The 12887-nt window shown below is 63.5% G+C and carries 12 protein-coding genes; all 12 read right to left on the reverse strand.

The genetic code is table 11. The features are described from left to right. Positions 1-8: 8 nt before the first annotated feature. A complete protein-coding gene (locus tag H8B03_RS10825) occupies positions 9-1553 on the reverse strand; it encodes an NADH-quinone oxidoreductase subunit M (protein WP_193141758.1) in 1545 nt (514 codons plus the stop codon). After that, positions 1553-3682, reverse strand: coding sequence for an NADH-quinone oxidoreductase subunit L (gene nuoL / locus H8B03_RS10830; RefSeq protein ID WP_193141759.1), 2130 nt, complete (start codon positions 3680-3682; stop codon positions 1553-1555). The genes H8B03_RS10825 and nuoL overlap by 1 nt, the downstream gene beginning before the upstream one ends. A 4-nt stretch (positions 3683-3686) precedes the next feature. Next, a complete protein-coding gene (gene nuoK, locus H8B03_RS10835) occupies positions 3687-3992 on the reverse strand; it encodes an NADH-quinone oxidoreductase subunit NuoK (protein ID WP_193141760.1) in 306 nt (101 codons plus the stop codon). Positions 3993-4097: 105 nt separating this feature from the next. Further along, positions 4098-4712 (reverse strand): NADH-quinone oxidoreductase subunit J, encoded by a 615-nt coding sequence (locus tag H8B03_RS10840; protein ID WP_193141761.1) that lies wholly within the window; start codon positions 4710-4712, stop codon positions 4098-4100. A gap of 20 nt (positions 4713-4732) precedes the next feature. Then, a complete protein-coding gene (gene nuoI / locus H8B03_RS10845; protein ID WP_193141762.1) occupies positions 4733-5227 on the reverse strand; it encodes an NADH-quinone oxidoreductase subunit NuoI in 495 nt (164 codons plus the stop codon). Position 5228: 1 nt separating this feature from the next. Continuing rightward, positions 5229-6266 (reverse strand): NADH-quinone oxidoreductase subunit NuoH, encoded by a 1038-nt coding sequence (nuoH, locus tag H8B03_RS10850; protein WP_193141763.1) that lies wholly within the window; start codon positions 6264-6266, stop codon positions 5229-5231. A gap of 138 nt (positions 6267-6404) precedes the next feature. Further along, positions 6405-8423 carry an NADH-quinone oxidoreductase subunit NuoG gene (gene nuoG, locus H8B03_RS10855; protein ID WP_193141764.1) on the reverse strand — a complete coding sequence of 673 codons (2019 nt, stop codon included), beginning with the start codon at positions 8421-8423 and terminating at the stop codon, positions 6405-6407. A 4-nt stretch (positions 8424-8427) separates the two neighbouring features. Next, positions 8428-8922, reverse strand: a complete 495-nt coding sequence (locus tag H8B03_RS10860) for a DUF3291 domain-containing protein (RefSeq protein ID WP_193141765.1) — start codon at positions 8920-8922, stop codon at positions 8428-8430. A gap of 88 nt (positions 8923-9010) precedes the next feature. Then, positions 9011-10306 (reverse strand): NADH-quinone oxidoreductase subunit NuoF, encoded by a 1296-nt coding sequence (gene nuoF / locus H8B03_RS10865; RefSeq protein ID WP_193141766.1) that lies wholly within the window; start codon positions 10304-10306, stop codon positions 9011-9013. A 10-nt stretch (positions 10307-10316) separates the two neighbouring features. Continuing rightward, on the reverse strand, positions 10317-10559 hold the full coding sequence (locus tag H8B03_RS10870) for a DUF5337 domain-containing protein (RefSeq protein ID WP_193141767.1): 243 nt from the start codon (positions 10557-10559) through the stop codon (positions 10317-10319). Beyond that, positions 10552-11571, reverse strand: a complete 1020-nt coding sequence (gene nuoE / locus H8B03_RS10875) for an NADH-quinone oxidoreductase subunit NuoE (protein ID WP_193141768.1) — start codon at positions 11569-11571, stop codon at positions 10552-10554. Before nuoE ends, H8B03_RS10870 begins: the two co-directional genes overlap by 8 nt. Positions 11572-11673: 102 nt before the next feature. Next, positions 11674-12885: an NADH-quinone oxidoreductase subunit D gene (locus H8B03_RS10880; RefSeq protein ID WP_193141769.1), complete on the reverse strand. Its 1212-nt coding sequence runs from the start codon at positions 12883-12885 to the stop codon at positions 11674-11676. Positions 12886-12887: the final 2 nt, after the last annotated feature.

A 12887-nucleotide genomic window follows, 5' to 3' on the forward strand; every position in this document is an offset into this window, starting at 1 on the left:
ATGCGTCCTCAGTGATGCGTGGCGACCTGGGTGGCGTCGACGCGCTCCAGGACGGCTGTCTGATAGTTCGACACGAGGTTCTCGACCGATGGGCCGATGATGTCGGTCACGAGGCTGGGATAGACGCCCAGCAGCAGGGTCATGGCGACCAGCGGGGCGAAGATCACCCGCTCGCGGCGATCCATGTCGGTGATGGACTTCAGGCTTTCCTTGATCAGCTCGCCAAAGACGACCCGGCGGTACAGCCACAGGGCATAGCCCGCCGACAGGATCACGCCCGAGGTCGCCACGACGGCCACCCAGGTGTTGGCCTGGAAGATGCCGACCAGCGTCAGGAATTCGCCCACGAACCCACTGGTGCCCGGCAGGCCGACGTTGGCCATGGTGAACAGCATGAAGATCAGCGCATAGGCCGGCATCCGGTTCACCAGACCGCCATAGGCGCTGATCTCGCGGGTGTGCATCCGGTCATAGATCACCCCGACACACAGGAACAACGCCCCCGAGATGAAGCCGTGGCTGATCATCTGGAAAATTGCGCCGTCGATGCCCTGCTGGTTGGCCGCGAAGATGCCCGCGGTCACGTAACCCATGTGGGCGACCGAGGAATAGGCGATCAGTTTCTTCATGTCCTCCTGCACCAGCGCCACCAGAGAGGTGTAGACGATGGCAATGGCCGACATCCACAGAACCAGCGGCGCCATGATGTCCGAGGCCACCGGGAACATCGGCAGCGAGAACCGCAGGAAGCCGTAGCCGCCCATCTTCAGCAGGATCGCCGCCAGCACCACCGAGCCAGCGGTGGGCGCCTGAACGTGGGCGTCCGGCAACCAGGTGTGCACCGGCCACATGGGCATCTTCACCGCGAAGGAGGCGAAGAACGCCAGCCACAGAAGCGTCTGCATGCCGCCCATCACATGGATGCCCAGCAGGTTGAAACTTTCCGAGCCGAACTGGTGGTTCAGCAGGCTGGGAATGTCGGTGGTGCCCGCGTCCAGCGCCATGGCGATCATGGCGACCAGCATCAGCACCGAGCCGAGGAAGGTGTAGAGGAAGAACTTGAAGCTGGCGTAGATCCGGTTGGCACCGCCCCAGATGCCGATGATCAGGAACATCGGGATCAGCCCTGCTTCGAAGAACAGGTAGAACAGCACCAGGTCCAACGCGCAGAACACGCCCAGCATCAGGGTTTCAAGCACCAGGAAGGCGATCATGTATTCCTTGACGCGCTTTTCCACCGTCCAGCAGGCACCGATGGTCAGCGGCATCAGGAAGGTGGTCAGCAGCACGAACAGCACCGAAATGCCGTCCACGCCCATCTTGTACTTCATGCCGAGGATCCAGTCGTGCTCTTCGACGAACTGGAAGCCGGGGTCGGCGGGGTTGAAGCCGCTCAGCAGGAACAGCGAGAGCAGGAAGGTCAGCCCGGTTGCCGCCAGCGCCACCCATTTGGCGTTGCGCTGCGCATCCGGATCATCGCCGCGCAGGAACACCGCAAGGATGAGCGCCGCAACCGCCGGAAGGAAGGTGACAATCGAAAGCAGGTTATCCATTACTCAGCCCCCCCGGTGAGGCTCATAAGCGTAATCAGCACCGCTACGCCCAGCACCATGGCAAAGGCATAAGTGAACAAATAGCCGGTCTGGGCACGTCCCGCGAGGCGGGTGAAGAAGGGGATGATCCCCATGGCCAACCCGTTGATGCCGCCGTCGATGGTGGCCCCGTCCCCGCGCTTCCACAGGAAACGGCCAAGGGCGAAGGTCGGGCGGATGAAGACGAAGTTGTAGATCTCGTCGAAGTACCACTTGTTCAGCAGGAAGTTGTACAGCGGCCAGTTGGTGGCAGCCAGCTTGGCCGGCAGATCGGTCCGGCGGATGTACATCAGCCAGCTCAGCGCGAAGCCCAGCAACATGGCGATGAAGGGCGATACCTTGACCCAGGTCGGGGCGTGGTGGGCGTCGTCGATCACGTGGTTGTCGGGGCCCATGTAGATGGCACCATATTGCAGGGGAGCGGCCGATGTGGCGACCACGGCATCTTGTGCAGCATCGGCCCCATGGCTGTCAGCGGCAGGCGCATGGCCGTCGGTCGTCCCGGCAGCTTCTACCGGCGCAGCGCCATGGTCGGCGGCAACCACCGTCTCGGCGTGGGGAATGCCGAACCAGGATTCCACCGCGTGATGATCGCCGAAGAAGGGCTTGTACCAGACCATGCCGGCGAAGATCGCGCCGATGGCCAGGATGCCCAGCGGCACGGTCATGACCTTGGGGCTTTCATGGGCGTGCGCATGGGTGTGGCTGTCGCCGCGCGCTTCGCCAAAGAAGGTCATGAAGATCAGACGCCAGGAATAGAAGCTGGTCATCGCAGCGGCGGCCACCAACATCCAGAAGGCGTATCCCGCCATCGGGTTGGTCCCGGCCCAGGCGCTTTCGATGATTGCATCCTTCGACAGGAAGCCGGCGAACCCGATGTAAGTCAGCGGAATGCCGACGCCGGTGATGGCCAGCGTGCCGATCATCATTGCCCAGAAGGTATAGGGGATCTTCTTGCGCAGTGCGCCGTAGTTGCGCATGTCCTGCTCGTGATGCATCGCGTGGATGACCGAGCCCGCGCCAAGGAACAGCATCGCCTTGAAGAACGCATGGGTGAACAAGTGGAACATGGCTGCCGAATAGGCCCCGACGCCTGCGGCGACGAACATGTAGCCCAGCTGCGAACAGGTCGAATAGGCGATCACGCGCTTGATGTCGTTCTGCACCAGGCCGATGGTCGCCGCGAAGAAGGCGGTCGAAGCCCCGATGAAGGTGATGAAGCTGAGCGTCGCCGGGGCGAATTCCATCAGCGGCGACATGCGGCAGACCAGGAACACCCCTGCCGTCACCATGGTGGCCGCGTGGATCAGGGCCGACACCGGGGTCGGGCCTTCCATCGCGTCGGGCAGCCAGGTGTGCAGGAACAGTTGTGCCGATTTGCCCATTGCGCCGATGAACAGCAGGAAGGCGGTCAGTTCGGCGGCGTTCCAGTCGCGCCACAGGAAGCTGATCTGGGTCTGCGCCAGTTCCGGGGCCGCGGCGAAGATCACGTCAAGCTGTACGCTGTCAGTCAGGAAGAACAGCGCGAAGATGCCCAGGGCAAAGCCGAAGTCGCCCACGCGGTTGACCACGAAAGCCTTGATTGCGGCGGCATTGGCCGAGGGCTTGCGGTAATAGAAGCCGATCAGCAGGTACGAGGCGACGCCCACCCCTTCCCAGCCGAAGAACATCTGGACCAGGTTGTCGCTGGTCACCAGCATCAGCATGGCGAAGGTGAAGAACGACAGATAGGCGAAGAAGCGCGGCTTGTAGACCTCGCCCTCTTTCCACTGCGGATCGTGATCCATGTAGCCGAAGCTGTAGACATGGACGAGCGTCGAGACGCTGGTCACCACGATCAGCATGATGGTTGTCAGCCGGTCCACCCGCAGACCCCAGTAGGTGTCAAGTGTGCCGGAGGAGATCCAGCGCAGCACCTCGATATGCTTGGTCATGCCGGTGGGCGCCAGGAACGCAGCCCAGGACGAGAAGCAGGCATAGATCAGCAGGCCGGTGGCGATGCGCATGGCGTTCTTTTCGCCCACGATGCGCCAGCCGAAGCCGGAAATGAGTGCCCCGAGCAGGGGAAGGAAGACGATGACCTGTTCCATCTGCTCAGCCTTTCATATTGTTGACGTCTTCCACGGCGATGGTGCCGCGGTTTCGGAAGAAGCAGACCAGGATGGCAAGGCCGATGGCGGCCTCGGCCGCGGCCACGGTCAGAACGAACAGCGTGAAGATCTGTCCGGTCAGGTCGCCCAGATAGCTGGAAAAGGCCACGAGGTTGATGTTCACGGCCAGCAGCATCAGTTCCACCGACATCAGGATGATGATGACGTTCTTCCGGTTCAGGAAGAGCCCGAAGATGCCGATGACAAACAGCGTTGCCGCCACCGTCAGGTAATGTTCAAGTCCGATCATCCGTGTCCCTCCGGGTCGTTGCCCGACAGTTGGTCTTGTCCGGTCCCGGTCGCTCCGGGGCCGCAGTTCTTCGGTCCGCCGGGTTTCAGGCGGCGGGCATTGGCGTTACAGCCCCTGCCCCGGTTTCATGTCCTTCAGCTCCAGCGCCTTGGCCGGGTCGCGGTACATCTGGGCCAGAACGTCCTGACGCTTGATGTTCGGGCGATGGCGCAGGGTCAGCATGATGGCGCCGACCATGGCGACCAGCAGGATCAGGCCCGCCAGTTGGAACAGCAGGAAATACTTGTCATAGATCAGCAGGCCCAGGGCTTCGGTGTTGTGCATGTCCTCGATCGCCGGGGCGACGTTGGCGCGCAGAGCTTCGGCATTATCTGCCGTTTCCCAGACCCCGAAGGCCAGCGCCAGTTGCATCAGGATCACCACCCCGATCAGCAACGCCAGCGGCATGTATTTCGCCATCTCGGCCTTCAGCTCGGCAAAATCCACGTCCAGCATCATCACCACGAACAGGAACAGCACGGCCACCGCGCCGACGTAGACGATGATCAGCAGCATGGCGACGAATTCCGCGCCCAGCAGGACGAACAGCCCCGCCGCGCTGAGGAACGCCAGGATCAGCCACAGCACCGAATGCACCGGGTTTTTCGAAATGACGGTGAACAGCCCGCCGGTGATGACGGACAGGGCGAAGCCGTAGAATGCGATATCAGCGACGGTCATGGTCGGATCCTTCCTTCGGCTCAGCGATAGGGCGCGTCGAGTTCGAGATTGCGCGCAATCTCGGCCTCCCAGCGTTCGCCGTTGGCGAGCAGCTTGTCCTTGTCGTAGTACAGCTCTTCGCGGGTTTCAGTGGCGAACTCGAAGTTCGGGCCTTCAACGATGGCATCCACCGGACAGGCTTCCTGGCAGAAGCCGCAGTAGATGCATTTGGTCATGTCGATGTCATAACGCGTGGTCCGGCGCGAGCCGTCCTCGCGTGGTTCGGCATCGATGGTGATGGCCTGCGCCGGGCAGATCGCCTCGCACAGCTTGCAGGCGATGCAACGCTCTTCCCCGTTGGGATAGCGGCGCAGCGCGTGCTCGCCGCGAAACCGCGGGCTGAGCGGGCCTTTTTCATGCGGATAGTTCAGGGTGGCCTTGGGCGCGAAGAAGTACTTCAGCCCCAGCTTCATGCCCACAAGGAAATCCTTGAGCAGGAAATACTTGCCGGCGCGGGTCCAGTCGATTGACGACATCTCAGCCTCCCACAACCCAGCGGGCATAGGCGCCGCCGAAAAGTTCGAATTTCGCGAAGAACGCCACAAGGACGACCCAGCCCAGCGACAGCGGCAGGAACACTTTCCAGCCCAGGCGCATCAGCTGGTCATAGCGGTAGCGCGGCACGATGGCCTTCACCATAGCGAAGAGGAAGAAGAAGATCGCCATTTTGCCGACCATCCACAGCGCCCCGTCGGGCAGGCCCGGAATGGGCGACAGCCAGCCGCCGAAGAACAGCAGCGAGTTCAGGGCGCACATCAGGAAGATGGCGATGTATTCGCCGGCCATGAACAGCAGGAACGGGGTCGAGGAGTATTCGACCTGATAGCCCGCCACCAGTTCGGATTCCGCTTCGGGAAGGTCGAAGGGCGGGCGGTTGGTTTCCGCAAGGCACGAGATGAAGAAGATCACCGCCATCGGCAGATGCGGCAGCCAGTACCAGTTGAAGAAGCCGAAGCTGCCATCCTGCGCCGCCACGATATCGCCAAAATTCATCGAGCCGGTCGAGATGATCACCCCGATGATGATCAGGCCGATCGACACCTCGTAGGAGATCATCTGCGCGGCAGAGCGCAGCGAGCCCAGGAACGGGTACTTCGAGTTCGAGGCCCAGCCGCCCATGATCACGCCGTAAACCTCAAGCGAGGACACCGCGAAGACGAACAGGATCGCCACATTCAGATCGGCCAGCACCCAATTGTCGGTGAAGGGAATGACGGCCCAGGCCAGCATGGCCAGCACGAAGCTGGTCATCGGCGCCAGCATGAACACCGTGCGGTCGGCCCCGGCGGGCACGACGATTTCCTTGACCACGTATTTCAGGGCATCGGCCACGGTCTGCAGCAGGCCGAAGGCGCCAACCACATTGGGCCCGCGCCGCATCTGCACGGCGGCCCAGATCTTGCGGTCGCCATAGACCAGAAACAGCAGCGAAATCATCACGAAACCAAGCACTGCAAGGCACTGGGCCACGATGATCACCGCAATCCCGGCGTTGGTCGAAAAGAAGTCATCCATCGGTGGTCACCTCCGGGGTCAGGGCAGCGGCGCGGCACGCGGATGCCTCGTGGTAAACAGCTTTTGCGACCTCAAAGCCAGCCGCCACAAGGGCGCTTGTGCGAGTATGTCGCGGGAGTTCGAAACGCGGCATCTGGGTCACTCCGCCGCCAGGGACGACGCGCCCCGCGCCTTGGCCGCCGCGCTGAGTTCGGCCATCAGGGCCGAGGCGCGGGCGATCGGGTTTGTCAGGTAGTGATCCTTGATCGCATTGCGGAAATCGGCCGATGCGGGGGTGTCCAGTTCGGGCAGAACCCAGTCGTTTTCCGGCACGGTGTCGATCTTCTTCAGATGCGGTACGTCCTTGACCAGGTGCTGGCGCAGTTGTGCCAGGCTGTCATAGGGCAGCGTCGCGCCAAGCTGCGCCGACAGGGCGCGCAGGATCGCCCAGTTCTCTTTCGCCTGTCCCGGCGGGAAACTGGCGCGGGCGGCCAATTGCGGGCGGCCCTCGGTGTTCACGAACAGGCCCGATTCCTCGGTCCAGGCGGCCCCCGGCAGGATCACGTCGGCGCGATGCGCGCCCCGGTCGCCGTGGCTGCCCTGGTAGATCACGAAAGGTCCGGCATCGATGTCGACCTCATCGGCACCCAGGTTGTAGATCACCTCGGCCCCGTCGATGGCGGCCAGCAGACCACCCTCGGTCACGGCACCCACATCCAGCGCACCGACGCGGGCGGCGGCGGTGTGCAGCACCAGGAATTTCGACTCGGTGGTTTCGGCGAATTTCATCGCCTGCGCCAGTACGGCAGCCCCATCGGCTTCGCGCAGCGCGCCCTGCCCGATGATGACCACGGTGTCCTTGCCGATGGCGCCGGAATGGTCTTCGTCCATCAGGCCCATCAGACCGTCGCGGCCCGTGCCCAGATGCGCGTAGTCATAGGTCAGATTGACGGCTTCCCCGATCACCCCCACCTTGGCACCGGCCAGCCAGGCCTTGCGGATGCGCGCGTTCAGCACCGGCGCTTCGTCGCGCGGGTTGGTGCCGATCAGCATGATCGCCTTGGCGGTGTCGATGTCCTCGATCCGGGCGGTGCCCACATAGGCCGACCGGTTGTCGGCGGGCAGACGCGCGCCATCGGTGCGGCATTCGACGGTGCCGCCCTGCCCTTCGATCAACTGCTTGAGCGCGAAGACCGCTTCGACCGGGGCCAGATCGCCCACAAGGCCCGCAACCTTCTTGCCCTTCATCGCGGCAGCCACGGCGGTCAGGGCTTCATCCCAACCGGCTTTGCGCAGCTTGCCGTTTTCACGAATGTACGGCGTGTCCAGACGCTGGCGGCGCAGCCCGTCCCAGACGAAGCGCGACTTGTCGCTCAGCCATTCCTCGTTCACGCCATCATGGTTGCGCGGCAGGAAGCGCATCACTTCCCGGCCCTTGGTATCGACGCGGATGTTGCTGCCTAGCGCGTCCATCACGTCGATGCTTTCGGTCTTGGTCAACTCCCACGGGCGGGCGGTGAAGGCATAGGGTTTCGACACCAGCGCGCCCACCGGGCACAGGTCGATGATGTTGCCCTGAAGGTTCGAATCCAGCGTTTCGCCCAGGTACGAGGTGATCTCGGAATCCTCGCCGCGCCCGGTCTGGCCCATCTGGCTGATGCCGGCCACCTCGGTGGTGAAGCGCACGCAGCGGGTGCAGGAGATGCAGCGTGTCATATGCGTTTCGACCAGCGGGCCGAGATCCAGATCGGTGGAGGCGCGCTTGGGCTCGCGGAACCGCGAGAAATCCACGCCGTAAGCCATGGCCTGATCCTGAAGGTCGCATTCGCCGCCCTGGTCGCAGATCGGGCAGTCCAGCGGGTGGTTGATGAGCAGGAACTCCATCACCCCTTCGCGGGCCTTCTTGACCATCGGCGAGTTGGTTTTCACCACAGGCGGCGCGCCCTCGGGACCGGGACGCAGATCCTTGACCTGCATCGCGCAGGAGGCCGCCGGCTTGGGCGGACCGCCCACAACCTCGACAAGGCACATGCGGCAGTTGCCCGCGATCGACAGGCGCTCGTGATAGCAGAAGCGCGGCACTTCGATGCCGGCCTGCTCACAAGCCTGGATCAGGGTCATGGCCGGATCGACCTCGACCTCCCGGTCGTCGATGATGATCTTGCGCAGGTCACTCATCCGCTTACTCCGCTGCGATGGGCGCACAGCCGCGGGATTTCCACAGCTTGGCGTCTTTCAGATGGGACCAGCCGAACGCGTGGTCGCTGTCCCCATGGGTTTCCTTGTGCTCCAGCCGGGCCAGAGCCTCTTCCAGTGTCGGGTGATGCCCCGCAGGCACCCACCACATGACGAAATGCTGTTGTCCGAGGATCTCGAACCACTCGGCGCGGCGCTCATAGAACTGCCGGTGCACGGTGTTGAACACGAAATGCTCAAGGCTGGGTGCGTCCTGCCAGACGGTCAGGTTGGTCACGAACTGCGGGTCATCGCCGATGCTGGTCTCGGTGTTGCCGGTGCCCGGTTCGCCCGAGCCTTCCATCATCCAGACAAATCCCGGCGAGCGTTTGCCCAAACCGTTGACCCGGTCCAGCGCAGTCATGAAATCGGCCACACGCGGATCATCGGTGGGCGCCAGAAGACGCCCGATGTTCAGCTCGGCAAGATGCTGCTGCGTCATGACAGGCCCCCGCACCACACGGGTCGCGCGACCCGAACCGGGTCGCGGACAGGCGGCAGGGCCGCGCGCGATATGTGGGCGGCGCGGATCACTCGGCCGCCACGGCACTCAGCCGGCCGGATTTCTGTGCCTTGATGCGATCTTCGATCTCGTCGCGGAAATTGCGGATCAGGCCCTGGATCGGCCAGGCCGCCGCGTCGCCAAGGGCGCAGATCGTGTGACCCTCGACCTGCTTGGTGACCTCGAACAGCATGTCGATCTCTTCGACCTCGGCCTCGCCCCTCACCAGGCGCTCCATCACCCGCATCATCCAGCCCGTGCCTTCGCGACAAGGCGTGCACTGGCCGCAGCTTTCGTGCTTGTAGAACTTGGCCAGACGCCAGATCGCCTTGATGATGTCGGTTTCCTTGTCCATCACGATCACCGCCGCGGTGCCAAGGCTGGAGCCTTTTTCCTTCAACGCGTCGAAATCCATGATCGCGTCGCGCATGTTCTCGCCGCGTACACAGGGCACCGAGGATCCGCCGGGAATCACCGCCAGCAGGTTGTCCCAGCCGCCGCGGATGCCGCCGCAATGTTTTTCGATCAGCTCCTCGAAGGGGATCGACATGGCCTCTTCGACGACGCAGGGATTGTTCACATGGCCCGAGATTGCATAAAGCTTGGTGCCCGCGTTGTTGGTGCGGCCAAAGCCCGCGAACCATTCCGGGCCACGGCGCAGGATGGTTGGCACGACGGCGATGGATTCGACGTTGTTCACCGTGGTCGGGCAGCCGTAAAGGCCCGCGCCTGCCGGGAACGGCGGTTTCATCCGGGGCATGCCCTTCTTGCCTTCAAGGCTTTCGATCAGCGCCGTTTCCTCGCCGCAGATATAGGCGCCAGCGCCGTGCGAGAGATAGAGGTCGAAATCCCAGCCCGAACCAGCCGCGTTCTTGCCCAGAAGGCCCGCGTCATAGGCCTCGTCGATGGCGTTCTGCAGGGCTTCGCGTTCGCGGATGTATTCGCCCCGGATGTAGATATAGGCCGCATGGGCGCCCATCGCGAACGAGGCGATCAGGCAGCCTTCGACCAGCGTGTGCGGATCGTGGCGCATGATCTCGCGATCCTTGCAGGTGCCGGGCTCGGATTCGTCGGCATTGACCACAAGGTAATGCGGGCGGCCATCGCTTTCCTTGGGCATGAAGGACCATTTCAGACCGGTGGGAAAGCCCGCGCCACCGCGTCCGCGCAGGCCGCTGGATTTCATCTGGTCGACGATCCAGTCGCGGCCCTTTTCAAGGATGCCCGCGGTGCCATCCCAATGGCCCCGCGCCTGCGCGCCCTTCAGGCTGCGGTCATGCATGCCGTAGAGATTGGTAAAGATGCGATCTTCATCTTTCAGCATTGCCGTCTCCTTACTTCCCGCCGCTTCGGGCGGCCCGGCGCGCACGCCAGATCTGTGTCGTCACGACGAGCGCCCAGATGAGCCCCGCCATCGCCGCGAAATCGAACAGGAACACATAACGATCCGGCAGTCCCAGGATCGGACCCAGCAGTTGGGCCCCCATCCAGAGCAGCATGGTGCCCGCAATCACCAGCGCCACGAGGCGCGATTGGCGGGCCAGATGCCGGTCGGTGTCGTGCTCCTTGTCAGCCATCCGCGTCCTTGATCAGTTCTTTCGCCTGCGCGACCCAATCATCGCGCGAGACACGGCCCTTGAAGGCGATCAGGTTCTCGTCCACCCAGGCAACCTCGGACTCGGTCCAGCTGGCGATCTGGTCGAAATGGTAGACGCCGATCTCGTTCAGCGCGTTTTCCAGTTTCGGGCCGATGCCCTTGATTTTCTTCAGATCATCCGCGCCGGTGTCGCGCGCACCGGTCAGCAGCGCCGGCTTGTCGCCGACCTGCGGATCAGCGGCGGGCGCCGGGATCGGGGCGCTGGGGGTGGGCAGCTTGAATTCGCGGTCGCTCCAGGGGGCGCGCAGGGGCACCTCGGTGCCGTCGATGCGTCTCACCGTATCGCCGATGTCCGTGGCCAGCGCGACAGACGCATTGGCGGGCAGCTTGTCGGCCTCGTGTGCGGTCAGCGAGGTCAGGCCCTTGAGCGGCTCCGACGCATAGCGGCCATTCTGCGGACCCGGCACCGGCACCTTGCCCGCGCGCAGGTCGTCCAGCAGTGCGGCGAAGCTCTCGGCGGTCAGATCTTCGTAATAGTCCTTGCCGATCTGGGCCACGGGCGCGTTGGCGCAAGAGCCGAGGCATTCGACCTCTTCCCAGCTGAGCTTGCCATCTTCGGACAACTCATGGGCGTTGGGGGCGATCTTGTCCTTGCAGACGGCGATCAGATCCTCGGCCCCGCAGATCATGCACGACAGGGTGCCGCAGACCTGCACATGCGCCACCGAGCCGACCGGCTGCAACTGGAACATGAAGTAGAAGGTCGCGACTTCGAGCGCCCGGATGTAGGCCATGCCCAGAAAGTCCGCCACATGTTCGATCGCCGGGCGGGTCAGCCAGCCTTCCTGCTCCTGGGCACGCCACAGAAGCGGAATGATCGCCGAAGCCTGACGGCCTTCGGGGAACTTGGTGATCTGCGCCTCGGCCCAGGCCTGGTTGGCAGGGGTGAAGGCGAAACTGTCGGGCTGGTCGGGATGAAGACGACGAAGCATGTCAGACGCGGTCCTTCGGAATCGGGCGGGAGGCTGCGCGGCCGCGGGGGACGCCTCCGGCGGGAGTGTTTTGGCCAAGAAGAAGGGGCAGGACGGCGCGCATCAGCGATCGATCTCCCCGAACACCACGTCGAGCGAGCCGATGATGGCGGCCACATCGGCCAGCTGGTGGCCGCTGGCCATGTAGTCCATCGCCTGCAGGTGCAGGAACCCCGGCGCGCGGATCTTGGAGCGGTAGGGCTTGTTGGTGCCATCGGCTACAAGGTAGACCCCGAATTCGCCCTTGGGCGCTTCGACGGCGGCATAGACCTCGCCCTCGGGCACGTGGAAGCCTTCGGTATAGAGTTTGAAGTGATGGATCAGCGCTTCCATCGAGGTCTTCATGTCGCCGCGTTTCGGCGGCGCCAGCTTGCCGCGGGCCATGACCTCGCCGGGCTCGTTGCGCAGCTTTTCGCAGGCCTGCTTGATGATCTTCAGGCTTTCGCGCATTTCGGCCATGCGGACGAGGTAGCGGTCGTAGCAATCGCCGTTCTTGCCGATGGCGATCTGGAAGTCGAACTCGTCATAGCATTCATAGGGCTGGCTGCGGCGCAGGTCCCAGGGCAGGCCCGAGCCGCGCACCATGACGCCCGAGAACCCCCAGTCGAGGATATCCTGTTCGGTTACGATGCAGATGTCGGCGTTGCGTTGCTTGAAAATGCGGTTCTCGGTCAGCAGACCGTCGATGTCGTCCAGCACGCGCGGGAATTCATCGGCCCAGGTGTCGATATCCTCGATCAGTTCGGGCGGCAGATCCTGGTGCACGCCGCCGGGGCGGAAATAGGCCGCGTGCAAGCGGGCGCCACAGGCCCGCTCGTAGAACACCATGAGCTTTTCGCGTTCCTCGAAACCCCAGAGCGGCGGCGTCAGCGCGCCCACGTCCATGGCTTGCGTGGTCACGTTCAGCAGGTGGTTCAGGATGCGGCCGATCTCAGAGTAGAGCACCCGGATCAGCGAGCCCCGGCGCGGCACCACGGTGCCGGTCAGTTTCTCGATCGCCAGGCACCAGGCATGTTCCTGGTTCATCGGCGCCACGTAATCGAGGCGGTCGAAATACGGCAGGTTCTGCAGGTAGGTGCGGCTTTCCATCAGCTTTTCGGTGCCGCGATGCAGCAGGCCGATGTGGGGATCGCAGCGTTCGACGATCTCGCCGTCCAGTTCCAGCACCAGGCGCAGCACGCCGTGGGCCGCGGGGTGTTGCGGCCCGAAGTTGATGTTGAAATTGCGGATCTTCTGTTCGCCTGTCTGGGCGTCGTCGAAATTCGTTCCGTCCATGT

It is taken from the genome of Meridianimarinicoccus sp. MJW13, from assembly GCF_014901205.1.
GTDB lineage: Bacteria > Pseudomonadota > Alphaproteobacteria > Rhodobacterales > Rhodobacteraceae > Meridianimarinicoccus.

Bases quoted from the DNA above. Each gene is read 5' to 3' on its own strand.
- H8B03_RS10825 (WP_193141758.1), bottom strand. From the start codon at position 1,553: ATGGATAACCTGCTTTCGATTGTCACCTTCCTTCCGGCGGTTGCGGCG.
- H8B03_RS10870 (WP_193141767.1), bottom strand. From the start codon at position 10,559: ATGGCTGACAAGGAGCACGACACCGACCGGCATCTGGCCCGCCAATCG.
- nuoH (WP_193141763.1), bottom strand. From the start codon at position 6,266: ATGGATGACTTCTTTTCGACCAACGCCGGGATTGCGGTGATCATCGTG.
- nuoK (WP_193141760.1), bottom strand. From the start codon at position 3,992: ATGATCGGACTTGAACATTACCTGACGGTGGCGGCAACGCTGTTTGTC.
- H8B03_RS10840 (WP_193141761.1), bottom strand. From the start codon at position 4,712: ATGACCGTCGCTGATATCGCATTCTACGGCTTCGCCCTGTCCGTCATC.
- nuoI (WP_193141762.1), bottom strand. From the start codon at position 5,227: ATGTCGTCAATCGACTGGACCCGCGCCGGCAAGTATTTCCTGCTCAAG.
- nuoL (WP_193141759.1), bottom strand. From the start codon at position 3,682: ATGGAACAGGTCATCGTCTTCCTTCCCCTGCTCGGGGCACTCATTTCC.
- H8B03_RS10860 (WP_193141765.1), bottom strand. From the start codon at position 8,922: ATGACGCAGCAGCATCTTGCCGAGCTGAACATCGGGCGTCTTCTGGCG.
- nuoE (WP_193141768.1), bottom strand. From the start codon at position 11,571: ATGCTTCGTCGTCTTCATCCCGACCAGCCCGACAGTTTCGCCTTCACC.
- H8B03_RS10880 (WP_193141769.1), bottom strand. From the start codon at position 12,885: ATGGACGGAACGAATTTCGACGACGCCCAGACAGGCGAACAGAAGATC.
- nuoG (WP_193141764.1), bottom strand. From the start codon at position 8,423: ATGAGTGACCTGCGCAAGATCATCATCGACGACCGGGAGGTCGAGGTC.
- nuoF (WP_193141766.1), bottom strand. From the start codon at position 10,306: ATGCTGAAAGATGAAGATCGCATCTTTACCAATCTCTACGGCATGCAT.